General features: G+C 75.5%; 23 protein-coding genes. 14 read left to right on the top strand and 9 right to left on the bottom strand.

Annotated features, from left to right (window positions below):
• Positions 1-5 precede the first annotated feature (5 nt).
• Entirely contained in the window at positions 6-536 is a 531-nt protein-coding gene (locus tag CHC04_RS22525) for a GNAT family N-acetyltransferase (RefSeq protein ID WP_176450152.1), read from the bottom strand.
• A gap of 66 nt (positions 537-602) precedes the next feature.
• On the opposite strand from CHC04_RS22525, the gene CHC04_RS22530 reads away from it, so the two are divergent.
• The 6 genes from CHC04_RS22530 to CHC04_RS22550 all read left to right on the top strand — a co-directional run bounded on the left by CHC04_RS22530 (position 603) and on the right by CHC04_RS22550 (position 4,165).
• A complete protein-coding gene (locus tag CHC04_RS22530) occupies positions 603-1,202 on the top strand; it encodes a class I SAM-dependent methyltransferase (protein ID WP_089406276.1) in 600 nt (199 codons plus the stop codon).
• Positions 1,189-1,338, top strand: coding sequence for a hypothetical protein (locus CHC04_RS24400; RefSeq protein WP_176450150.1), 150 nt, complete (start codon positions 1,189-1,191; stop codon positions 1,336-1,338). Before CHC04_RS22530 ends, CHC04_RS24400 begins: the two co-directional genes overlap by 14 nt.
• Before the next feature lie 10 nt (positions 1,339-1,348).
• Positions 1,349-1,774 (top strand): DUF1801 domain-containing protein, encoded by a 426-nt coding sequence (locus CHC04_RS22535; protein ID WP_089406201.1) that lies wholly within the window; start codon positions 1,349-1,351, stop codon positions 1,772-1,774.
• A 103-nt stretch (positions 1,775-1,877) separates the two neighbouring features.
• Positions 1,878-2,090: a three-helix bundle dimerization domain-containing protein gene (locus CHC04_RS22540; RefSeq protein WP_089406202.1), complete on the top strand. Its 213-nt coding sequence runs from the start codon at positions 1,878-1,880 to the stop codon at positions 2,088-2,090.
• 31 nt (positions 2,091-2,121) lie between these two features.
• Positions 2,122-3,741 carry an ABC-F family ATP-binding cassette domain-containing protein gene (locus tag CHC04_RS22545; RefSeq protein ID WP_089406203.1) on the top strand — a complete coding sequence of 540 codons (1,620 nt, stop codon included), beginning with the start codon at positions 2,122-2,124 and terminating at the stop codon, positions 3,739-3,741.
• Positions 3,742-3,775: 34 nt separating this feature from the next.
• Entirely contained in the window at positions 3,776-4,165 is a 390-nt protein-coding gene (locus tag CHC04_RS22550; RefSeq protein ID WP_089406204.1) for a hypothetical protein, read from the top strand.
• Positions 4,166-4,272: 107 nt separating this feature from the next.
• On the opposite strand, the gene CHC04_RS22555 is transcribed toward CHC04_RS22550, so the two are convergent.
• Complete coding sequence (locus tag CHC04_RS22555; protein WP_089406205.1) at positions 4,273-5,472, bottom strand: amino acid deaminase/aldolase; 1,200 nt, start codon at positions 5,470-5,472, stop codon at positions 4,273-4,275.
• Positions 5,473-5,567: 95 nt separating this feature from the next.
• Between CHC04_RS22555 and CHC04_RS22560 the strand changes: the two genes are divergently transcribed.
• The gene (locus CHC04_RS22560) at positions 5,568-6,917 is read left to right on the top strand and encodes a D-arabinono-1,4-lactone oxidase (RefSeq protein ID WP_245817670.1); all 1,350 of its coding nucleotides are present in this window, start codon (positions 5,568-5,570) and stop codon (positions 6,915-6,917) included.
• Between the two features lie 4 nt (positions 6,918-6,921).
• Here CHC04_RS22560 and CHC04_RS22565 read toward each other — a convergent pair whose 3' ends face one another.
• From CHC04_RS22565 to CHC04_RS22575, 3 genes are all read right to left on the bottom strand, one after another.
• Complete coding sequence (locus CHC04_RS22565) at positions 6,922-7,809, bottom strand: oxidoreductase (RefSeq protein ID WP_089406206.1); 888 nt, start codon at positions 7,807-7,809, stop codon at positions 6,922-6,924.
• Positions 7,810-7,878: 69 nt separating this feature from the next.
• On the bottom strand, positions 7,879-9,093 hold the full coding sequence (locus CHC04_RS22570; RefSeq protein WP_089406207.1) for an MFS transporter: 1,215 nt from the start codon (positions 9,091-9,093) through the stop codon (positions 7,879-7,881).
• A 125-nt stretch (positions 9,094-9,218) separates the two neighbouring features.
• A complete protein-coding gene (locus CHC04_RS22575) occupies positions 9,219-10,403 on the bottom strand; it encodes an alcohol dehydrogenase catalytic domain-containing protein (RefSeq protein ID WP_089406208.1) in 1,185 nt (394 codons plus the stop codon).
• Between the two features lie 287 nt (positions 10,404-10,690).
• On the opposite strand from CHC04_RS22575, the gene CHC04_RS22580 reads away from it, so the two are divergent.
• The 3 genes from CHC04_RS22580 to CHC04_RS22590 all read left to right on the top strand — a co-directional run bounded on the left by CHC04_RS22580 (position 10,691) and on the right by CHC04_RS22590 (position 13,959).
• Positions 10,691-11,869 (top strand): M23 family metallopeptidase, encoded by a 1,179-nt coding sequence (locus tag CHC04_RS22580; protein ID WP_089406209.1) that lies wholly within the window; start codon positions 10,691-10,693, stop codon positions 11,867-11,869.
• Between the two features lie 99 nt (positions 11,870-11,968).
• Complete coding sequence (locus CHC04_RS22585; RefSeq protein ID WP_089406210.1) at positions 11,969-12,883, top strand: cation diffusion facilitator family transporter; 915 nt, start codon at positions 11,969-11,971, stop codon at positions 12,881-12,883.
• Positions 12,884-13,002: 119 nt separating this feature from the next.
• Entirely contained in the window at positions 13,003-13,959 is a 957-nt protein-coding gene (locus tag CHC04_RS22590; protein WP_089406211.1) for a cytochrome c oxidase assembly protein, read from the top strand.
• A 72-nt stretch (positions 13,960-14,031) separates the two neighbouring features.
• On the opposite strand, the gene CHC04_RS22595 is transcribed toward CHC04_RS22590, so the two are convergent.
• Complete coding sequence (locus tag CHC04_RS22595; protein WP_089406212.1) at positions 14,032-15,630, bottom strand: MFS transporter; 1,599 nt, start codon at positions 15,628-15,630, stop codon at positions 14,032-14,034.
• Between the two features lie 78 nt (positions 15,631-15,708).
• Here CHC04_RS22595 and CHC04_RS22600 point away from each other — a divergent pair, with 78 nt between their 5' ends.
• Entirely contained in the window at positions 15,709-16,212 is a 504-nt protein-coding gene (locus CHC04_RS22600) for a metallophosphoesterase family protein (RefSeq protein ID WP_089406213.1), read from the top strand.
• Between the two features lie 4 nt (positions 16,213-16,216).
• Positions 16,217-17,071: a putative RNA methyltransferase gene (locus CHC04_RS22605; protein WP_089406214.1), complete on the top strand. Its 855-nt coding sequence runs from the start codon at positions 16,217-16,219 to the stop codon at positions 17,069-17,071.
• 86 nt (positions 17,072-17,157) lie between these two features.
• Here CHC04_RS22605 and CHC04_RS22610 read toward each other — a convergent pair whose 3' ends face one another.
• Entirely contained in the window at positions 17,158-17,439 is a 282-nt protein-coding gene (locus CHC04_RS22610) for a GlsB/YeaQ/YmgE family stress response membrane protein (protein WP_245817673.1), read from the bottom strand.
• 202 nt (positions 17,440-17,641) lie between these two features.
• Between CHC04_RS22610 and ctaD the strand changes: the two genes are divergently transcribed.
• Together ctaD and serB are read left to right on the top strand one after the other, a co-directional pair.
• Complete coding sequence (ctaD, locus tag CHC04_RS22615; RefSeq protein WP_089406215.1) at positions 17,642-19,399, top strand: aa3-type cytochrome oxidase subunit I; 1,758 nt, start codon at positions 17,642-17,644, stop codon at positions 19,397-19,399.
• Between the two features lie 172 nt (positions 19,400-19,571).
• Entirely contained in the window at positions 19,572-20,840 is a 1,269-nt protein-coding gene (serB, locus tag CHC04_RS22620; protein ID WP_089406216.1) for a phosphoserine phosphatase SerB, read from the top strand.
• Between the two features lie 27 nt (positions 20,841-20,867).
• On the opposite strand, the gene CHC04_RS22625 is transcribed toward serB, so the two are convergent.
• Positions 20,868-21,473 carry a nicotinamidase gene (locus CHC04_RS22625; protein ID WP_089406217.1) on the bottom strand — a complete coding sequence of 202 codons (606 nt, stop codon included), beginning with the start codon at positions 21,471-21,473 and terminating at the stop codon, positions 20,868-20,870.
• 14 nt (positions 21,474-21,487) lie between these two features.
• Positions 21,488-22,771 carry a nicotinate phosphoribosyltransferase gene (locus tag CHC04_RS22630; protein ID WP_089406218.1) on the bottom strand — a complete coding sequence of 428 codons (1,284 nt, stop codon included), beginning with the start codon at positions 22,769-22,771 and terminating at the stop codon, positions 21,488-21,490.
• Positions 22,772-22,791 lie beyond the last annotated feature (20 nt).

Consider the following 22,791-nt stretch of genomic DNA (forward strand, 5'->3'; position numbering starts at 1 on the left):
GGGCCTCAGCGCACCAGGTGCAGGTAGACCACGTCCTCCGCGTCGGGCTCGGTGGTCAGCGCGGTGAACCCGGCGGCGGCCGCGGCGCGCAGGCTCGCGGTGTTGTCCGGCTCGATGCCGAGGACGAACTGCTCGACGTCGGCGGTCTCCGGCGCGGCGACCAGGGCCCGCAGCGTCGCCGCGCCGATCCCGCGGCCGCGGCGGGACGGCGCGACGACGTAGGCCGCGCCCATCGTCCGGCGGGGGTCGGTCGCCAGCACCCGCTCGGTCGCCGGGTCCCACACCGTCCAGCGGTCGTAGACGTCGCCGCCGACCTGGGCGACCACCACGCCGTCGTCGTCGAGCGCGACGAAGGTGCACGAGCGCAGCACCCGCCGGCCGCGGAACTCGTCGGTCCACACCGTGCTGCGCAGCGCGAACTCCCGCGCGGGCCAGTCGCGCCCGCCCAGCCGGCGCTGCGTCTCGGGGTCGTCGAACCACGGCAGCAGCCCGGGGAGGTGCTCCGGCTCGACGGGCGCCAGCCGGACCGTGCTCACCCGGACCAGCCTGGCCCGGCCGCGCACCGGCCGCACGGCAGGGCGGGCGCTGCCACACTGCCGCCCGTGCAGGCGGAGGACTGGGACGCGCGCTACGGCGAGCGGCAGCAGTGGTCGGGGGAGCCCAACGCGCTGGTGGCCGAGCTCGTGAGCGGCCTGCCGCCGGGCGAGGCGGTCGACGTGGCCGCGGGGGAGGGGCGGCACGCACTGTGGCTGGCCCGGCTGGGCTGGCGGGTGACCGCGGTCGACTTCTCCGCCACCGGCCTGGCCCGCGGACAGGCGCAGCCCGACGCCGACCGCGTCACCTGGGTCACCGCCGACGTCACCGGCTGGTCGGCCGACCCGGACTCGCTGGACCTCGTGCTGGTCGCCTACCTGCACCTGCCCGACCCGGCGATGACCGACCTGCTGCGGCGCGCCGTCGGGTGGCTGCGGCCCGGCGGGCGGTTCCTGCTGCTCGGCCACGACCTGGACAACCTGGCGCACGGGACCGGCGGCCCGCAGGACCCCGCGATCCTGCACAGCGCCGCCCGCCTGGCGCCGGTGGCCGCCCTGCTCGACGTCGACCGGCTCGGGCAGGTGCGCCGGGAGACCCCGGCCGGCACCGCCCTGGACACGCTGCTCTGGGGACGGCGGCCGGCTCCTCCCGTCGGTGCCGGCCGATAGCGTCGGCGGCGTGATGGGCATGGGCGGGGCCGGCGGGCCCGGGGCCGAGCGGCGACGGCGGCTGGTGGCCGCGGTGGTCGTCCTCGCGCTGGTGCTGGCCGCCGGCGCGACGGTGCTGTCCCTGGTGCTGCAGTGAGGAGGCCGCCGTGACCGACCCGGTCGAGGAGTGGTTCGCCGCCGCCGGCCCGCGCGCCGATGAGCTGCGCCGCGTCGACGCGCTGGTGCGCGAGGCCGCGCCCGGCCTCGACCGGCAGCTCGTCCCCGCCGGCTCCGGGCAGGTGCTCGGCTACGGGCTGATGCCCTACCGGCCGCGGTCGGCGAAGGAGACGACGCGGTGGCCGCTGGTCGCCCTCGCCGCGCAGAAGCGGCACCTGTCGCTCTACGTCTGCGCCGTCGTCGACGGGCAGTACCTGCCCGAGGCGCGCGCCGCGCGGCTGGGCACGGTGTCCTGCGGGAAGAGCTGCATCCGCTTCTCCTCCCTCGACCGCGTCGACACCGGTGAGCTCGCCGCACTGCTGCGCGACGCCGCGGCGGCCACCTCCGACCGGCGGAACGAGTTCTTCCCCGGCTGACCGCCGACGGGTGGACCTTGGTCCCTGGTGCCGGTGGGGTGGGAGCGCCACGCTGGTTCTGCCGGGTAACGAAACGGGAACGGACGAGAGGGCCCGCCTGCGCATGACCGCGATCCCCGAGTACGCCGCCGTCGCCGACACCTCCGTCGACGAGGCGGTGGCCCGACTCGTGGAGGAGTTCCGCCCGCGGCTGCGGCCCCAGGTGATCGGCACGGTCGTCGCCTCCTGCCGCCGCGACCTCAGCGGCGTCCCGGTCACCGCGCTGCCGGAGATGGTCGAGCGGCTGGCGCGCACCCGCCTGGAGTCGGTCGGCTGAATCCGCTTGCCCCGCCGCCGACGATGACCCGGTGGGCTACGTCGACGTGAGCGGGGTCCGGCACACGCTGCCGGACGGCCGGGTGCTGCTGGACGAGGTCTCCTTCCGCGTCGGCGAGGGCGCCCGGGCGGCACTGGTCGGGGAGAACGGCGCCGGGAAGACGACGCTGCTGCGGATCGTCGCCGGGGACCTCGTCCCCGAGGCCGGCGCCGTCGCCCGCAGCGGCGGTCTCGGCGTCATGCGGCAGTTCGTCGGCTCGGTGCGCGACGACACCACCGTGCAGCGCTTCCTCGTCGAGCTGTCCGCACCGGCCGTGCGCGCCGCGTGGGACGCCGTCGAGGCCGCCGAGCTCGCCCTCATGGAGACCGACGACGAGCCCGCGCAGCTGGCCTACGCCGACGCGCTGGCGCAGTGGGGCGACGCCGGCGGCTACGACGCCGAGGTCACGTGGGACACCGTGACCGTCGCGGCCCTGGGCGTGCCCTACGACCGGTGCAAGTACCGCGAGCTGTCGACCCTGTCGGGCGGCGAGCAGAAGCGCCTGGCGCTGGAGGCGCTGCTGCGCGGGCCCGAGGAGGTGCTGCTGCTCGACGAGCCGGACAACTACCTCGACGTCCCGGGCAAGCGCTGGCTGGAGGAGCGGCTGCTCGACACCCGCAAGACGGTGCTGTTCGTCAGCCACGACCGCGAGCTGCTCTCCCGCGTCGCCGACCGGGTGGTCACCGTCGAAGGCGGGACGGCGTGGGTGCACGGCGGCGGGTTCGCGAGCTACCCGGAGGCCCGCGCCGCGCGGCACGAGCGGATGGCGGAGCTGCGGCTGCGGTGGGACGAGGAGCACCAGCGGCTGGTCGACCTGGTGCGCACACTGCAGCAGCAGGCGGCCAACTCGCCGGACATGGCCTCGCGCTACCGGGCGATGCAGACGCGGCTGGCGAAGTTCGAGGCCGCCGGCCCGCCGCCGGACCGCCCGCCGGAGCAGAAGGTGGCCATGCGGCTGCGCGGCGGCCGCACCGGACAGCGCGCGGTCGTGGCCGAGCAGCTGGAGCTGACCGGGCTGATGCAGCCGTTCGACCTGGAGGTCTGGTACGGCGACCGGGTCGGCGTGCTGGGGGCGAACGGGGCGGGCAAGTCGCACTTCCTGCGGCTGCTGGCCGGGCAGGACGTCGCGCACACCGGCTCCTGGCGGCTCGGCGCCCGCGTCGTCCCCGGGTTCTTCGCCCAGACCCACGCCCACCCCGAGTGGCTCGACCGCACGCCGGTGGACCTGCTCTGGCACGGCGAGCCCGGGCGGCCGGGGGTCGACCGCGGCCGGGCCATGGCGGTGCTGCGCCGCTACGGGCTCACCGACTCCGCCGACCAGCCGTTCCGGACGATGTCGGGCGGGCAGCAGGCGCGCTTCCAGATCCTCGTGCTCGAGCTGTCCGGCGCCACGCTGCTGCTGCTCGACGAGCCCACCGACAACCTCGACGTGCTGTCGGCGGAGTCGCTGGAGGAGGCCCTCGCTGCCTTCGACGGCACGGTGCTCGCCGTCACCCACGACCGCTGGTTCGCCCGCTCCTTCGACCGGTTCCTCGTCTTCGGCGCCGACGGGCGGGTGTACGAGTCGGCCGAGCCGGTGTTCGACGAGGCCCGGGTCGCCCGGGCGCGGTGATGGCCCGTCAGGACGTCCTGACGGATGATGGGTCATGGACGTCGACGACCTCGAGCGCCGCTACACCCTCGCCGGCGCCGTCCGCCGCTACGACGAGCTGCGGGCCCGCGACTCGCTGGCCGACCCCGACGACCCCACCGGCCCGCGCCCGCTGAGCCGCGAGGAGGCCCTGGAGCTGCTCGCCCTCGGCGAGGTGATCGTCCGCCGCGCCGCCCAGGGCCGGCAGCTCACGGTGCGCACCGCCCGCACGACCGGGGCGTCCTGGGCGCAGATCGGCCGCGCGCTGGGCGCAACGCGCCAGTCGGCCTGGGAGGCGCACCGCCGCTGGATCGACGCCCAGGTCGACCACCCGGAGGGCTCGGGCGGGCTCACCCCGGAGGAGGCCGCCGAGGCCCGCGCCTGGCTGGCCAACGACGCCGACTAGCCTGCCGCCGGTCCGAGTCGATCATCGGGTCCTCGCCGCAGACGCGCGCGGACGCGCCGGTATGGGCGGCAACGAGCCGATGGTCAACGCCCGGTCCGCGGCCGGCCTCACCCGAAGGCGCGGCCCTCGCCGCGGTAGGTCGGGACGGCGCCGGTGAGCCGGTCACCGGCGAGGGTGTGCACGACGTCGACGTGCTCGCACACCTCACCGGCCTTGGCGTGGCGGAACCACACCCGGTCGCCGACCGCCAGGCCCCGGGCGCCGGGACCGCGCAGCGGCGTCTGCACCTCCCCGGCGCCCTCGGTGCCGAGCAGCCGCAGCCCCGCCGGGTGTACCGGCCGCGGGGAGCGGTCGGGGCCGGGCGGGCCGGAGGCGATCCAGCCGCCCGCCGCCACGGTGACGATGCCGGGGGCCGGGCGCCGGGTGACCGCCAGCGCGAACAGCAGCGCCGGCTCCCCGCGGACGGTGCGGTAGCCGTCGAACAGCGTGGGCCGGTACAGCCCCGACCCGGCGGCCAGCTCGGTCACCGCGGGGTCGGCCGCGGTGCGCTCGAGGCTGCCGGTGCCGCCGCCGTTGACGAACTCCAGCGGCGCCACCGCGGAGACGGCGGCCACCGCGGCGGCCCGCCGCCGGGCCAGCTCGCGCATCGACAGGGCCTGCACGCCGCGGACCGCGAGGGCCCGCAGCGGTCTGCCGGGCGGCGCGTCGGGCACCCCGGCCACCTGCGCCTCGTAGGCCATCAGGCCGGCCAGCCTGAACCCGGGCCGGTCGTGCACGGCCCGCGCCAGCGCCGCCGCACCGGCCGGGTCGTGCACCGGCGACCGGCGCACGCCGAGGTGCACCCGCCCGCCCGCGGCGCGCAGCGAGGCGTCGAGGTCGAGGCAGACGCGCACCGGCGGCCGGCGGCCGGGGGCGGCCACGGCGTCGACGAGGTCGAGGTGGTCGGGGGAGTCGACCACCAGCGTCACCCGGGCGGCGAGCACCGGGTCGGCCACCAGGCGGCGCAGCGCCGACCGGTCGGCCGACGGGTAGCCGACGACGACGTCGTCGCTGACCGGGTCCTCGCCCCCCGCCAGCCACAGCGCCTCGGCCAGGGAGTACGCGAGCACGCCGGCGAAGCCCGGCCGGGCCAGCACCCGCCGCAGCACCGCGCGGCAGCGGACGGACTTGCTCGCCACCCGCACCGGCCGCCCGCCCGCCCGGCGCACCAGGTCGTCGGCGTTGGCGTCGAGCGCGTCGAGGTCGACGACGGCCAGCGGCGGGTCGAGGTCGGCGGTGGCGGCGTCGAGGCGGGCCCGGGCGGTCACGGTCGGGGAGCCTCCCGGGCGGCGGAGTCAGCGGCAAGGGTCCTCGACGGGCGGTGCCGGGCCCGACAGACTGCCGCGGACACCGGGAGGACGACGTGGCGGGCACCCTGCGCACGGGCACTCTGCGCACGGACACGTGGCGCAACTGGGCGGGCGACCAGCGGGCGGGCGGGCTGACCGTCCTCGCCCCGGCCGGCACGGAGGAGGTCGCCGCGCAGGTGCGGGCGGCCGCCGCCGCGGGCCGCCGGGTGACGGCGCTGGGCAGCGGCCACTCCTTCAGCGGCATCGGCCGGCCGGAGGACGTGGCGCTCACCCTCCGCCGGCACGCCGCGCTGCTCGACGTCGACGACGCCGGCCTGGTCACCGTGCAGGCCGGCATGCCCCTGCACCGGCTCAACGGGGAGCTCGCCGCCCGCGGCTGGGCGCTGACCAACCTCGGCGACATCGACCGGCAGACCGTCGCCGGCGCGGTGTCCACCGGCACGCACGGCACCGGGGCGCGCTTCGGCGGGCTGGCCACCCAGCTGCGGGCGCTGGAGCTCGTCACCGCCGACGGCGGCGTGCTGCGCTGCTCCCCGGACGAGCACCCCGAGGTCTTCTCCGCCGCCCGCGTCGGGCTCGGCGCGCTCGGCGTGCTGACCACCGTGGCCCTGCAGGCCGTGCCCGCCTTCGCGCTGCGGGCCGAGGAGGGCCCGGCGCGGCTGCCGGACCTGCTGGCCTCCTTCGAGGAGGTCGTGACCTCGACCGACCACGTCGAGTTCTACTGGTTCCCGCACACCGACCGGTGCCTGCTCAAGCGCAACACCCGGGTACCGCTGTCGGAGGTGGCGCCGCCGTCGCGGGCCCGGGCGCTGTGGGAGGACGAGGTGCTGGCCAACGCCGGGTTCGCCGCCGTCGTCGCGGCCGGCCGCCGGGTGCCGGTGCTCGTCCCGCCCCTGGCCGAGCTCTCGGCGCGCGCGTGGGGCACGCGGACCCACACCGACCTCAGCCACCGCGTGTTCGTCTCCCGCCGGCGGGTGCGGTTCAGGGAGATGGAGTACGCGGTCCCGCGGGGGGCCGCCCCCGCGGTGCTCGCGGAGCTGCGCCGGGCGGTCGACGCCGGGCCGTGGCGCGTCCCGTTCCCGGTCGAGGTGCGGGTCGCGGCCGCCGACGACGTCCCGCTGTCGACCGCGTGCGGGCGCGACACCGCCTACGTCGCCGTCCACGTGCCCGCGCGCAGCGATCCCGGCGGCTTCTTCGCGGCGTTCGAGGCGATCACCGGCGCCGCCGGCGGCCGGCCGCACTGGGGCAAGCAGCACGGCCTCGACGCCGCCGCGCTGGCCGCCCGCTACCCGCGGTTCGCCGAGTTCACCGCGCTGCGGGCCCGGCTCGACCCCGGCGGCGTCCTCGGCAACGCCCACCTCGACCGGGTGCTCGGCCCGGTCGGGGCGGGTGTGGCCGGGTGAGCGCTCAGAGGTCGACGTCGGGCTCCCCGGTGCCGCCGATCCGGTCGAGCTCCTCCAGCTCCACGGGCCCGAGCACCCGCGCCGCGGCCTGCAGGTTCTCCTCCAGGTGGGCCACCGACGCGGTGCCCGGGATCGGCAGGGTGTTGGGCGAGCGCGCCAGCAGCCAGGCCAGCGCCACCTGCATCGGCGTGGTCTCCAGCCGCCGGGCCACGGTCTCCAGCGCTGCGGACTGCAGCGGGGTGAAGCCGCCGAGCGGGAAGTAGGGCACGAAGGCGATGCCCTCGTGGGCCAGCGCGTCGACCAGCGGGTCGTCGTCGCGGTGCACGAGGTTGTAGTGGTTCTGCACGCACACCACCGGGGCGATCGCGCGGGCCTCGGCGAACTGCTGCGTCGTCACGTGCGAGACGCCGAGGTGGCGGACGAGGCCCTCCTGCTGCATCTGCGCCAGCGCCCCGAACGGCTCGGCCAGGGAGCGCTCGACCGGGGTGCCCTGGCCCGGCATCCGCAGGTTCACCACGTCGAGGACGTCGACGCCGAGGTGCTCGAGGTTGTCGTGCACCGCCGAGCGCAGCTCCTCGGGGGAGAGCGCCTCGGGCCAGCCGCCGTCGGGGGTCCGCCGCGCGCCGACCTTGGTGGCGATCGTCAGGTGCTCGGGGTAGGGGTGCAGCGCCTCGCGGATGATCTCGTTGGTGACGTGCGGGCCGTAGTAGTCGCTGGTGTCGACGTGGTCCACGCCGAGCTCCACGGCCCGGCGGAGCACGGCGACGGCGGCGTCGCGGTCCGCGGGCGGGCCCATGACGTGCGGCCCGGCCAGCTGCATGGCCCCGTAGCCCAGGCGGTGGACCGTGCGGTCCCCGAGCGTGAACTGTCCTGACCTCTCGGCGGTCGTCATGCCCGCCTCCTACCCGTGCGGGCGGGGGCCGACCGTCGGGTCGGGCCCTCGCTCAGGCCGCCGTGTCGCTCAGGCCGCGGTGTCCAGCCGGTCGCCGACCGCGCGACGCCACTGCGCGACGTCGGCGTCGACCCGCGCGCGTTCGCGCAGGTCGGCCCGCCGCACGAGCAGCGCCAGGCCGGTGCCGACGACGGCCAGCCCGGCGCCGACCCAGATCGGCGCGGTGTAGCCGAGGTCGAGGGAGAGGACCAGCGCGCCCAGCGCCGCACCGATCGCGTTGGCCACGTTGAACGCCGCCTGGTTGGCCGCCGACACCAGGGTCCCGCCGCGCACGCGGGCGGCCTCGATGACGCCGTTCTGCACCACCGGGCCCATCGCGAAGGCGACGGTGCCGAAGAGCACGAGCAGCACGACGGCGGCGGCCGGGGTGCCGGCGAGCAGGGCGAAGGCCGCGAGCAGGCCGGCGGTGGTCAGCAGCCCGACGGCGACGAAGGCGAACCCGAAGCGGTCGCCGAGCCGCCCGCCGGCCAGGGTGCCGACGGTGGTGCCCACGCCGAACAGCGCCAGCACCGGCGTCACCCAGCCCGACGACAGGCCGGCCAGCTCGGTGAGGATCGGGGTGACGTAGCTGTAGACGGCGAACAGCGCGGCGAACCCCAGCATGGTCAGCGCCAGGACCAGCCACACCTGCGCCCGGCGGAACGCGGCCAGCTCCGACCTCAGGTCACCGCGCTCGCCGGCGCCGGCCGGCAGCCAGGCCAGCAGGCCGGCGATGGTGACCAGCCCGACGACGGCGATGCCGCCGAGGACCAGCCGCCAGCTCAGCTGCTGGGCCACCAGCGTGCCGAGGGGGACGCCGACGACGTTGGCCAGCGTGAGGCCGGTGATCATCAGCGAGATCGCCTGGGTGGCCCGCTCGGGCGCGACCAGCCGGCGCGCGGCCACCGCGCCCACGCCGAAGAAGGAGCCGTGCGCCAGGGCGGTGAGCACCCGCGCGGCGACCAGCGTCTCGTAGGTGGGGGCCAGGGCCGACAGCGCGTTGCCGACGACGAAGACGACCATCAGCGCGACCAGCGTCTGCCGGGGCGGGAAGCGCACCCCGAGCGCGGTCAGCGTCGGGGCGCCGAGCACGACGCCGACCGCGTAGGCGGAGATGAGCAGGCCGACGGCCGACACCGAGACGCCGAGACCGTCGGCGATCTCGGGCAGCATGCCCATCACCACGAACTCGGTGGTGCCGATGCCGAAGGCGCCGATGGCGAGGGCGAGCAGACCGCGGGGCACGAGAGGGACTCCCAGGGGACGACGGCGGACGGGGCGAGGCGGACGTCGTCGTCCGGAGTGGTTGTCCTACCCAACCGCAAGGCGCCGGCCGCGCGGGACATGCCCCGCGCGGCCGGTGGTCCTGCTCACGCTCGGGGCTGCAGGAGCACCTTCACCGCGCCGTCCTTCTTCTCGCGGAAGTCGGCGTAGGCCTGCGGCGCCTGCTCCAGCGGGACCCGGTGGGTGGCGAAGTCGTCGACGCCGAGCGGGTCGCCGTCGACCAGCAGCGGCAGGATGTCGGGCACCCAGCGCCACACGTTGGCCTGGCCCATGCGCAGCTGGATCTGCTTGTCGAACATCTTCGACAGCGGCATCGGGTCGGTCGCCCCGCCGTAGACCCCGGACAGCGAGATGGTCCCGCCCCGCCGGACGGCCTCGATCGCCGTGTTCAGGGCGGCCAGCCGGTCGACGCCGGCGACCTTCATCACCGGCGCCATGATCGCGTCGGGGATGACCGCCGTGGCCTTCTGCGCGAGGGAGGCGAGCGGGGAGCCGTGCGCCTCCATGCCGACCGCGTCGATGACCGCGTCCGGCCCGCGGCCGTCGGTCAGGTCGCGGATCGCGCCGACGACGTCGTCCTGGTCGGTGGAGCGGATCACCTCGGTGCCGCGGGCGGTGGCCCGGGCCAGCCGCTCCGGGACGACGTCGGAGGCCACGACGCGCTGACCCAGGTGGGCGGCGATGCGGGTGCACATGTCGCCGATCGGGCCGAGGCCCAGCACCAGCAGCGTGCCCCCGGGCGGGGTCGCGGCGTACTGCACCGCCTGCCAGGAGGTGGGCAGCACGTCGGAGAGGTAGACGAAGCGGTCGTCGGACGGGCCGTCGGGGACCTTGATCGGCAGCGTGTTGCCGAAGGGCACCCGCAGGTACTCGGCCTGACCGCCGGGCACCTGCCCGTAGAGCTTGGTGTAGCCGAACAGCGAGGCACCGAAGCCCTGCTCGCGGTTCTGCGTGGTCTCGCACTGCGACTGCAGGCCCTGCGAGCACATCCAGCAGGTGTTGCAGGAGATGTTGAACGGAACGACGACGCGGTCACCGGGCCTGACGGCGGTCACCGCGGAGCCGACCTCGCGCACGATCCCCATCGGCTCGTGCCCCATGACGTCGCCGGTGGACATGAACGGCGCCATCACCTCGATCAGGTGCAGGTCCGACCCGCAGATGCCGCTGGAGGTGATCTCGACGATGACGTCGGTGTCCTCCTGCAGCGTCGGGTCCGGGACGGTGTCGACCTGGACGTGGGCACGTCCGTGCCAGGTGACTGCGCGCATGAGTGGGCTCCTCGGGTCCTCGTCAAGGGGGTCTGTTCCGGGCTCCTGCCCCACGTGAGCCTCGTCGCGCCTGGTCAGCCCAGGTGCGCGGCGCGTCGGTGACGCTCCGTCAGTGGAGATGACCGGTGCGTGGAGAGACGTCCGTGTCATCCCGTGCTGGACGCCACACCAACCGGCTTCTGTACCCCCGTCGTCAGATCACGAAAACGTCACGGCGTGTTTACATGGGCCCCGCCCGCTCCCCCGGGCACCGCACGACGTCCCTGTCCCCGACGGAAGTCAGGTGCATGACCGAGCTCCACCACGACCGCCTCCTCGACGGAGGGACGGACCCGCGACCGACCGCGGCCGGAACCCTCCGCACGGCTCCGGCGGCGTCGCCCTCCCGGCGGCGCCCCTGGCCCGGGAAGGCCCGGCGCACGACCCCGCAGGGACGTCAGGGGGAGACGTCCTCGGCCGCGGAGTCCACGCCGACCCGGAACGCCGGCGGCCTCGAGGTCCGGGCCGTCGTCCTCACCGGCAACACCGTCGTCGACCCCCCGGGGGACGACCGGGCCGCCGCGCCCGCCGACGTCGTCGAGGAGGTCCTCGCCGCCGAGCCGGTGACCGCCGTGGCCGACGCCGCCGAGCTGGTCGAGGCCGCCGACGCCCAGGCGCTGGCCGTCGTCGCCGGGCCCGCCGCGGAGGTCCGGCCCGGCGACGGGCCCGTCGCCTCCTCCCCTCGGCGCTCCCGGTTCCGGGTGCCGCGCCGCCGCCCGGCCTTCTACCTCGCCGCCGCGCTCGTCGGCGCCCTGGCCGTCGGCAGCACCTCCGCCGGCGACGGCGTGGCCCGGGCCCACGGCACCGAGCCGGTGAGCTCCTCGGTCAGCGTGGCCGAGGAGCTCGGCCTCGACCGCGAGGACCTGGCCGCCGACGCCGCCGCGCAGGCCGACGCCGCCGCGCTCGGCGAGGTGACCGCCAGCCGCAACGCCCGCGAGGCCGAGGCCGCCGCGGCTGCCCAGGCCCAGGCCGAGGCCGACCGGGTCGCCGCCGAGGCGGCCGCCGCCGCGGCCGCGGAGGCAGCCCGGCCGAAGGCCGTCCTGCCGGTGGCCGGCGGCCGGCTCACCAGCACCTTCGGCGCCCGCTGGGGCACCCTGCACGCCGGCATCGACCTCGCCGCCCCCATGCTCACCCCCGAGTACGCCGCCGCCGACGGCGTCGTCCTCGAGGCGGGCCCGGCCAGCGGGTACGGCAACGCCGTCTACATCCAGCACGACAACGGCGACGTCACCGTCTACGGGCACATGGAGGAGATCCTCGTGCAGCCCGGCCAGGTGGTCCGCGCCGGCGACACCATCGCCCTGCTGGGCAACCGCGGTCAGTCGACCGGACCGCACCTGCACTTCGAGGTGCACGTCGGCGGCATCGACGGGCAGAAGATCGACCCGATCCCGTGGCTGCAGGAGCGCGGCGTCAGCGTCTCGTAGCCGCGACCCCGTCCCGGCGCGCCCCCTCCCGGCAGGTCCGGGCAGGGGGCGGCGCCGTCCGGGGACACTGCGAGGGGACGTCGAGGGGAGGTGGCGCGGGTGGGAGCCGGGCACCGGCACGACCACGGCACTGCCGCCGGCGCCTCCCGCGGCCGGCTCGCGGCGGTCCTCGTGCTCACCCTCGCGGTGCTCGCGGCCGAGGTCGTCGGGGCCCTGGTCTCGGGTTCGCTGGCGCTGCTGGCCGACGCCGGCCACATGGCCACCGACGCCCTCGGGATCGGCCTGGCCCTCGGCGCGGTGACGCTCGCCCAGCGCCCGGCCCGCGGCCGGCGCACCTTCGGCTGGCAGCGGGTGGAGATCCTCGCCGCCGTCGCCAACGGGCTGCTGCTGGCCGGGGTCGCGGTGGTGGTGGTCGTCGAGGCCGTCCGCCGCATCGGCGACCCGCCGGAGATCGACCCCGCGGTGGTGCTCGCGGTCGCCGCCGCGGGGCTGCTGGCCAACCTCGCCGGGCTGGCCCTGCTGCACCGGCGCCGCGGGTCGCTGGCCGTGCGCGGCGCCCACCTGGAACTGCTCGGGGACGCGCTCGGCTCGGTCGCGGTCCTGCTCGCCGGCGCCGTCGTCGCCCTCACCGGGTGGACGCCGGCCGACACCGTCGCCGCGCTGCTGGTCGCCGCCCTGGTGCTGCCGCGCGCCTGGACCCTGCTGCGCGAGTCCCTCGACGTCCTGCTCGAGGCCGCCCCGCGCGACGTCGACCTCGACCGGGTCCGCGCCCACATCCTCCGGGTGGACGGGGTCGTCGGGGTGCACGACCTGCACGCCTGGACGATCACCTCGGGCCTGCCGGTGCTGTCGGCGCACGTCGTCGTCACCGACGAGGCGCTGGCCGCCGGCCACGGCGGGCGGGTGCTCGACGCGCTGTCGGGGTGCCTGGGCGACCACTTCGACGTCGCCCACTGCACCTTCCAGATCGAGGCCGAGGCGCACGCCGGGCACGAGGCCCCCGTCCACGATTGACGGAGGACCCCCTCGCCCCCCACCGCTCGCAGGCTCGCGGCGGGCCCCTGCGACGGGGCCGCACCCCCGGGGGCCGTGGTGGGACAGTGGGGAGCGACCGCGGAGGACCGGAGGTACAGGTGGAGCACGGGCACCACTCGGGCATGTGGGTGCCCGGCGAACCACCCACGTGGGGACGGCTGTTCCTGCCGCACCTCGACGCGTGGTCGGTGCTGCCGGTGCTCGCCCTGCTCGGCCTGGTCGCCTACCTCGTCGGCGTGGTCCGGCTGCGCCGCTCGGGCGTGACCTGGCCGTGGTGGCGCACGGCGTCGTGGGCGGCGGGGTGCCTGTCGCTGTTCGCCGTAACCGGGACCTGGCTCAACGGCTACGGCATGGTGCTGTTCAGCGTGCACATGGCGCAGCACATGGTGCTGTCGATGGTGGCGCCGCTGCTGCTGCTGCTCGGCCGCCCGGTGACCCTCGCGCTGCGGGCGCTGCCGCGGGGGAGGGGAGTGGCCGGGGTGCCGCGGGCGCTGCTGCTCGACGCCCTGCACAGCCGGGTGGCCCGCTTCCTCTCCCACCCGCTGTTCACGCTGCCGCTGTTCCTGGTGAGCCTCTACGGCGTCTACTTCACGCCCGTCTTCGACGCCCTCATGGGTGACCCGCTCGGGCACCAGTTCATGCTCGCCCACTTCACCGTGACCGGGCTGCTGTTCTTCGGGCCGATCCTGGCCCAGGACCCGTGGCCCCGACAGGTCGGTCACGCCGGCCGGATGCTCGAGCTGCTGATCCCGATGCCGCTGCACGCCTTCTTCGGCGTCGCGATCATGATGTCGTCGTCGCTGGTGGTGCGGACCTTCGTCGACCCGCCGGCCGGCTGGGGCGTCGACCCGCTCACCGACCAGAACACCGCCGGCAGCATCGCCTGGTCCTTCGGCGAGCTGCCGACGGTCCTCGTCCTGGTGGTCGTGCTGGCGAGCTGGATGCGCTCGGAGGAGCGTCGCGGCCGCCGGATCGACCGGGTCGCCGCCCGCACCGACGACGCCGAGCTCGAGGCCTACAACGCCCGGCTGCGGGCCATGGCCGCCCGCAGGTGACCGGCTGGAACGGCCCCGCTGCAGGGGCCCGCGCCGAGCGTGCGAGGCGTGGGCAGCAGCGGGGTCCTTCGTCTACCCGACGTGGACGACGCCGTCGCCGGTGGGGACGTCGTCCTTGGTCGCCTTGATCAGCAGCCCGGCCACGATCGAGCCGGCGACCAGCAGGGCCGCCGCCCAGGTGAACGCCGTCGTGTAGCCCTCCACCTGGCCCTGCAGGCCCACGGTCGGGTCCTGCGGGTTCGCACCCGAGGACAGCGCGTCCGCGGTGTAGGCGCTGATGGCGCCGACCGACAGCGAGGCGAGGACCGCGGTGCCGATCGAGGCGCCCACCTGCTGGGTGGCGTTGAGCACCGCGCTGGCGGCGCCGGCGTCCTGCTCCCCGGCGCCCACGAGCGCCAGGTTGGACAGCGGCACGAACGTGAAGCCCAGGCCCAGGCCCAGCAGCAGCTGACCGGGGAAGGGCAGGGTCCAGAAGCTGGTGCCGAGGCCGACGAACGACAGGGTGAACAGGCCCGCCGCGGCCAGCAGCCCGCCGACCACCATGAGCGGCTTGGGCCCGAGCCGCGGGGTGAGCGCGCTGGCCGCGCCGGCCGAGACGAAGACGCCGAGGGTGGTGGGCAGCGAGGCCAGCCCCGCCCGCACCGGCGTGTACCCGAGCACCTGCTGGAAGTAGAGGCTGAGGAAGAAGAACGCCCCGATCAGCCCGGCGCCGACCAGCGTGGAGGTCAGGTAGGCGCCGCCGCGGTTGCGGTCGAGGACGATGCGCATCGGCAGCAGCGGGTTGCGGGTGCGCAGCTCCAGCAGCACGAACAGCGCCACCAGCACCAGGCCGGCGACGATGAACACCCACGCCGGCCCGTCGGTCCAGCCGCTCTCGGGGGTGAGCAGCGTGGTGCTGCCCTGCGCCGCCGCCTGGGCGTTGGCGGCCGCGGTCTCGGCGGCGTTGGTCTGGGACGCCTCGGCGACCCGGGTGAACCCGTACACGATCGACGCGAGGCCCAGGGTCACCAGCACGGCGCCGGGGATGTCGTACCGCGTGTCCCCGGGTGCCTTGCTCTCCGGGACGATCGGGATGGCCAGCGCGATGGCCAGCAGGGCGACCGGCAGGTTGACCCAGAAGCACCAGCGCCAGTCGGCGTACTCGGTCAGCACCCCGCCGAGCAGCAGCCCGACCGCCGACCCGCCACCGGCGATCGCGCCGTAGACGCCGAAGGCCTTGGCCCGCTCCCTCGGGTCGGTGAACAGCACGGTGAGCAGGGCCAGCGAGGCCGGCGCCAGCAGGGCGCCGAAGACCCCCTGCAGCGCCCGGGCGCCGAAGAGCATCGCCTCGTTCTGTGCGAGGCCACCCACCGCCGAGGCGACGGCGAACCCGGCCGCGCCCACGAGGTAGGTGCGCTTGCGGCCCCAGAAGTCGGCGATGCGGCCGCCGAGGAGCAGGAAGCCGCCGAAGGTCAGGGTGTAGGCGGTGACGATCCACTGCTGGGTCGCCGCGCTGATGTCCAGCCCGCCCTCGGAGGCGGGCGCGGACACGGCGGGCAGCGCGATGTTGACGATCGTCGCGTCGAGGATGACCAGCAGGACGGTCATCGCGATGACGCCGAGGGCCAGCCAGCGCTTCTCGTAGGGCTCCGCGGCCGGGGTGTCCGCGGACGTGGACGACGGGTGGCTCATGTGGGTCCTCGGGGACTCGTACGGGGGTGGACCGGGTCATCGGCCGTACGCAACGTAGTGCCCTGCGACGATGGTCCGGTGCCCCTCTCGCTGGTGGTGACGTCCGACACGCACCTGCCCAAGCGTGCACGTGACCTGCCCCACTCCCTCTGGGACGCCGTCGACGCCGCGGACCTCGTCGTGCACGCCGGCGACTGGGTCGACGTCGCCCTCCTGGACCTGCTGGAGGCCCGCTCGCGCCGGCTGCTCGCCGTCCACGGCAACAACGACCACGGCCCGCTGCGCGAGCGGCTGCCCGAGGTCGCGCGGGCCGAGGTGGAGGGTCTGCGGATCGCCGTCGTGCACGAGACCGGCGACGCCAAGGGCCGCGAGCGCCGGTGCGCCGCCCGCTTCCCCGACACCGACGTGCTGTTCTTCGGCCACAGCCACATCCCGTGGGACAGCACCACCGGCACCGGCCTGCGGCTGCTCAACCCCGGGTCGCCCACCGACCGCCGCCGCCAGCCCCACGGCACCTTCCTCACCGCCGTCGCCGACCGCGGCGCGCTCACCGCGGTGACGTTCCACCCCGTCCCCCGGTGACCCGGTGAGCCGGCGACCCTGGCCACCGGGCGCCGTCGCGCTGCTGGCCTGCCCGGTGTGCGGCGCGCCGCTGTCGGCCCTGCCCGGCGACGCCGGCCTGCGCTGCCCGGCCGGGCACTCCTTCGACCGGGCGCGGCAGGGTCACGTCACGCTGCTGCCACCGGGCCGCACGCCGCCCTCGGGCGACAGCGCGCAGATGGTCGCCGACCGGGCCGAGGTGCTGGCGGCCGGCACGTACGCCGGACTGACGAGCGTGCTGGCCGACGTCGTCGCCGCGGGGGGAGACCCGGCCCGGTCCGTGCTCGACCTCGGCGGCGGCACCGGGCACCACCTCGCCGGGGCGCTCGAGCGGCTGCCCGGTGCCGTGGGCGTCGTGCTCGACTCCTCCCGCTACGCCGCACGCCGTGCCGCCGGCGCCTCGCCGCGCGCGCTGGCCGTCGTCGCCGACACGTGGGCGCGGCTGCCCGTGCGCGACGGCGTCGTCGACCGGGTGCTGGTCGTGTTCGCCCCGCGCAACGGGGCCGAGACCGCCCGGGTGCTGCGCCCCGGCGGTCGCCTGGTGGTGGCGACGCCGGCCCCGGACCACCTCGCCGAGCTCGTCGGGCCGCTGGGGCTGCTCCGGGTCGACCCGGACAAGGCCGCCCGGCTGGCCGGCTCGCTGGAGCCGCACCTGCGTCCGGCGGGAGCGGTGGCGCACCGGGAGCACCTCGAGCTCGACCACCGGGCCGTCGCCGCGGTGGTGGGGATGGGGCCGCACGCCCGGCACCTGGCGCCCGCGCGGCTGGCCGCGGCGGTGGCCGGCCTGCCCCCGCGGGTGCGGGTCACCCTCGCCGTCGACGTCACCACCTGGACCGGCTGACCCCGCGGACGCACGGAGGGGCCCGGCCGGGACGGCCGGACCCCTCCGGGAGGACTCACCACAGGGCCTCGCGGGAGGCCCGAAGGTCACACGCGGGTGCCGCGGGCGCGTCCCCGCGTGGCGAACACGTAGACCAGCAGCACCACGATGGCGCCGATGATCGAGCCGATGATCCCCGAGGTCCCGAGCTCGAAGCGCCCCTCGAAGATGAGGCTGCCGAGCAGGTTGCCGACGAGCGAGCCGATGATGCCGAGCACGATCGTCATGCCGACGCTCATGGACTGCTTGCCGGGGACGACGGCGCGGGCGATGAAGCCGGCGATCGCGCCGACCACGATCAGGACGATGATGTTCCAGAGAATGTCCACGGTGGACCTCCCGAGGGGGCGGCCGAGGTGGCCGGGGTCCTGGGATCTCCAGGACCAGACGCTCCTGTTCCCCCGCTGACCTGCGCGGAAACCCGGATTGATCATGACGGCTCGGTAACGGTCCCCACACCGGGCCGGGGGGACCGGCGCGCCCGCCCGGTCGGCCCCGACGGGTCGGCCACGCACGGTCTAAGCTGCGGCCGTGACGATCGCGCCTGCACCGATCGTGAGCCGGCCGAGCCCGGCTCGCGAGGTCCAGCGGGGTGCGCGGCTCTCGAACCTGCTGCGGACCACGGACCACAAGACCATCGGCCTGATGTACATGGCCACCGCCTTCGCCTGGTTCATCGTGGGTGGCTTCATGGCCATGCTGATCCGCGGTGAGCTGGGCCAGCCCGGCCTGCAGTTCCTCTCGCCGGAGCAGTACAACCAGCTGGTCACGATGCACGGCACGATCATGCTGCTGATGTTCGCGACGCCGTTGTTCTTCGCGTTCTCGAACCTCATCATGCCGCTGCAGATCGGTGCGCCCGACGTCGCCTTCCCGCGGCTCAACGCGTTCTCGTTCTGGCTGTTCTTCTTCGGCAGCATCATCGTCGTCTCGGGCTTCCTGACCCCCGGCGGCGCCGCCGACTTCGGCTGGTACGCCTACGCCCCGCTCTCCGACGTCGTGCACACCCCCGGCGCCGGCGTGAACATGTGGTTCACGGGTCTGGCGGTCAGCGGTCTGGGCACCATCCTCGGCGCGGTCAACTTCACCGCCACGATCGTCTGCCTGCGGGCGCCGGGCATGACCCTGTTCCGGATGCCGATCTTCACCTGGAACACGCTGGTCACCAGCCTGCTGGTGCTGCTGGCCTTCCCGATCCTCACCGCCGCGCTGCTCGGCATGCTGGCCGACCGCAACCTCGGCGCCCTCGTCTTCTCCGACGAGAACGGCGGCCCGATGCTGTGGCAGCACCTGTTCTGGTTCTTCGGCCACCCCGAGGTCTACATCATCGCGCTGCCGTTCTTCGGCATCATCACCGAGATCATCCCGGTGTTCTCGCGCAAGCCGCTGTTCGGCTACAAGGGCATGGTCGGCGCGACGCTGCTCATCGGTGGCCTGTCGCTGACGGTGTGGGCCCACCACATGTACGCCACCGGCGCGGTCCTGCTGCCGTTCTTCGCCTTCCTGACGTACCTGATCGCCGTTCCCACCGGCATCAAGTTCTTCAACTGGATCGGCACCATGTGGCGCGGCCAGCTGACCTTCGAGACGCCGATGCTGTTCTCGATCGGCTTCCTGGTGACCTTCCTCCTCGGCGGGCTCACCGGCGTCCTCCTGGCCAGCCCGCCGCTGGACTGGCACGTCAACGACAGCTACTTCGTCGTCGCCCACTTCCACTACGTCGTCTTCGGCACCGTGGTGTTCGCCGCCTACGCCGGCATCTACTTCTGGTTCCCCAAGATGAGCGGCCGGATGATGGACGAGCGGCTGGGCAAGCTGCACTTCTGGCTGGTCTTCATCGGCTTCCACACGACGTTCCTGGTCCAGCACTGGCTGGGCACCGAGGGCATGCCGCGCCGGTACGTCGACTACCTGCCCACCGACGGGTTCACGACCCTGCACGTGATCTCCACGATCGGGTCGTTCATCCTGGGTGCCTCGACCATCCCGTGGCTCTACAACGTGGTGAAGTCGTGGAAGTACGGCCGGCTCGCGCTGCGCGACGACCCGTGGGGCCACGGCAACTCGCTGGAGTGGGCCACCTCCTCGCCGCCGCCGCGGCACAACTTCACCGAGATCCCGAAGATCCGGTCGGAGCGCCCGGCGTTCGAGGCGCACTACCCGCACCTGATCGAGCGACTGCAGCGCGAGGCGCACGTGGGCAAGCGCCACGAGCCCTACGGCGGGGTCAGCGAGCTGGCCGGCGGCACCGGCGCCCGGCAGGGCCCGAACGACCCCGACCCCTTCTAGAAGGACCACCCTTCCCCCACGCCTCACAGGCTCGGCGCGGGACCCTGAAGGGCGGCCGTTCCAGATCGTCACCAGACGCCCCGTCGGCTCCGGCCGGCGGGGCGTCGCCGCGTCCCGGGCGGTCGTCGCGCCCCCCCACCGGCTGCCGGGACGGGCCTGCCGGTGCGGCACGATGGCCGCCGTGCCGCTCGACCCCGCACCCCGCGTCCGACCGCAGTCCGCCGAGGAGGGGCCCCGCGCGCTGCTCACGGTCACCGGTGCCGACCGGCCGGGGGTGACCGCCCGGCTGTTCGGCGCGCTGGCCGAGGGCGGTGCCGGCGTCGCGCCCGTGGAGGTGGTCGACGTCGAACAGGTCGTGGTGCACGGGCACCTGGTCCTCGGCGTCGTCGTCGGGGCGCTGCCGGCCGACGGGCCGGTCGACGAGGAGGACTTCCTCACCGGGCTGGGGCGGCTGGCCGCCGACGTCGCGGCGGCCACCGGGGTGCAGGTGGCGGTGGAGTCGGCGTCAGACCGGGGCCCCGACGGCGCCCGCCCGGGCCGGCCGCACCACGTCATCCTGCTCGGCCGGCGGGTGCCCCCGGGCGCGGTCGCGGGCGCGGCCACCGCCATCGCCGGGGCCGGGGGCAACATCGACGCGATCCGGCGGCTCTCCGACCACCCGGTCACGGCCCTGGAGCTGACCGTCTCCGGCGCCGAGGCGACCGAGCTGCGCACCGCGCTGGCCGTCGTCGCCAGCACCACGGGCGCCGACATCGCCGTCGAGCAGGTGGGGCTGGCCCGCCGCAGCAAGCGGCTGATCGTCCTCGACGTCGACTCCACCCTGGTACGCGGCGAGGTCATCGACGAGCTGGCCGCCCGCGCCGGCCGGGCCGCCGAGGTCGCCCGCATCACCGCCGCGGCGATGAACGGCGAGCTGGACTTCGCCGAGTCGCTGCGCGCGCGGGTGGCCACCCTCGCCGGACTGCCGGTGGAGGTCCTCGACGAGGTCCGCGAGCACCTGGAGCTCACCCCCGGGGCGCGCACGCTGATCCGGACGCTGCAGCGGCTGGGCTTCCGCTGCGGGATCGTCAGCGGCGGGTTCACGCAGATCACCGACCCTCTCGCGCGGTCCCTCGGGCTGGACTTCGCCGCGGCCAACACCCTCGAGGTGGCCGACGGGAAGCTGACCGGCGGGCTGGTCGGCGAGATCGTCGACCGCGCCGGCAAGGCCCGGGCGCTGGCGCGCTTCGCCGCCGAGCACGGGATCCCGCTGGACCAGACGGTCGCCGTCGGCGACGGCGCCAACGACCTCGACATGCTCAACGCCGCGGGGCTGGGCATCGCGTTCAACGCCAAGCCGGTCGTGCGCGAGCAGGCCCACGCCGCGCTGAACCAGCCCTACCTCGACGCCGTCCTGCAGGTCCTCGGCTTCACCCGCGACGAGGTCCTCGACGCCCTGTGATCTGTCGGCCCACCGGCCTGCGCACGCTCACCTCCCTGGGCCGAGGGAGGTGCCTTTGTAGCGCTGATGGCTGCCGTGGACGGCGCCCGCCAGCTCGACGCCGGCCGTGCGGAGCTCCTCGAGGGCGGCGTCGGTGGAGGCCTGCGCCACCCCGGCGGTCAGGTGCAGCAGCACCCGCGTGGCGAAGCCCTCGGAGACGGCGTCCAGGGCGGTGGCGCGCACGCAGTGGTCGGTGGCGATCCCGGCGACGTCCACGGCCTCCACGCCGCGCTCGTGCAACCAGTCGGCCAGCGGCACGCCGTCGGCGCGTCCCTCGAAGCCGGAGTAGGCCGCGGCGTACTCGCCCTTGTCGAACACCGCCTCCAGCCGCGACCGGTCCAGCGCCGGGTGCAGCTGCGCCCCCTCGGTGCCGGCCACGCAGTGCGCCGGCCACGTGTCCAGGTAGTCCGGCTCGTCGGCGAAGTGGCCGCCGGGGTCGACGTGGTGGTCACGGGTGGCGACGACGTGGGCGTAGGTGGCCTCCCGCAGGTGCTCGGTGATCGCGGCGGCCACCGCCGAGCACCCCTCGACGGCGAGGCTGCCGCCCTCGCAGAAGTCGTTCTGCACGTCGACCACCAGCAGCGCACGCCTCACCGCGGACCCCCCGTTCACGAGCTCACCGTCTCCAGCACAGGTTCCCCGCGGGAGAGCGCCCATGCCTCCGGCGGCAAGGCCTCCCGGACCCGCCGGTGGTGCTCGGCGGCCGCCGACAGCGCCTCGGCCGGCGACGACGGCGCCACCACCTCGCCGCCGCGCACCAGGGGGACGAGCAGCTGCCGGTCGCCGTCGCGCGACTCGACCGGCCCGCTGGTGACCACCTCGGCGGTCGCCGTGCCGTCGGGGTCGTGCCGGCGGACGGCGGACTTCCGCCCGCCGGTGGAGTTCTTGCCCTCCGAGCGCTTGGCCACCGGCACCCCGTCGCGCTCGACCAGCTTGTAGACCATCCCCGCCGTCGGCGCGCCCGACCCGGTCACCAGCGAGGTGCCCACGCCGTACCCGTCGACCGGGGCGGCCATCAGGCCGGAGATCGCGAACTCGTCGAGGTCGCTGGTCACGATGATCCGCGTCCCGGTCGCGCCCAGCTCGTCGAGCTGGCGCCGCGCGGCGGTGGCCAGCGTCGGCAGGTCGCCGGAGTCCAGCCGGATGGCGCCCAGCCCGGGCCCGGCCACCTCGACGGCGGTGGCGATGCCCTTGGCGACGTCGTAGGTGTCCACCAGCAGCGTGGTGCCCACGCCCAGCGTGTCGACCTGCGCGCGGAAGGCCGCGGCCTCGTCGTCGTGCAGCAGCGTGAAGGCGTGCGCGCTGGTGCCCGTCGTCGGCACGCCGTACCGCCGGCCGGCCTCCAGGTTGGAGGTGGAGACGAAGCCGACCAGGTGGGCGGCCCGCGCCGCGGCGACGGCGGCCTGCTCGTGGGTGCGCCGCGAGCCCATCTCGATGCACGGCCGCTCGCAGGCGGCGGCCACCATGCGCGCGGCCGCCGACGCGATCGCGCTGTCGTGGTTGAGCACCGAGAGCACCAGCGTCTCGAGCAGCACCCCCTCGGCGAACGGCGCGCGCACCGTCAGCACCGGTGAGCCGGGGAAGAACAGCTCGCCCTCGGCGTAGCCGTCGACGTCGCCGGAGAAGCGGAAGTCGGCCAGCCAGTCCAGCAGCCGGGCGTCGGTCAGCCCCTGCTCCCGCAGGGTGGCGAGCTCGCCGTCGCCGAACCGGAAGCGGGGCAGCAGCTCCAGCAGCCGTCCGGTGCCGGCGACGACGCCGTAGCGGCGGCCGTGCGGCAGCCGCCGGGCGAAGACCTCGAACGCGCAGTCGCGGGAGGCGGTCCCGTCGGCCAGGGCGGCGGCGACCATGGTGAGCTCGTACCGGTCGGTGAACAGCGCGGGGCCCGTCGGCATGGCACGGGAGCCTAGGTCGG

This window comes from Geodermatophilus saharensis (genome assembly GCF_900188205.1).
Taxonomy (GTDB): domain Bacteria; phylum Actinomycetota; class Actinomycetes; order Mycobacteriales; family Geodermatophilaceae; genus Geodermatophilus; species Geodermatophilus saharensis.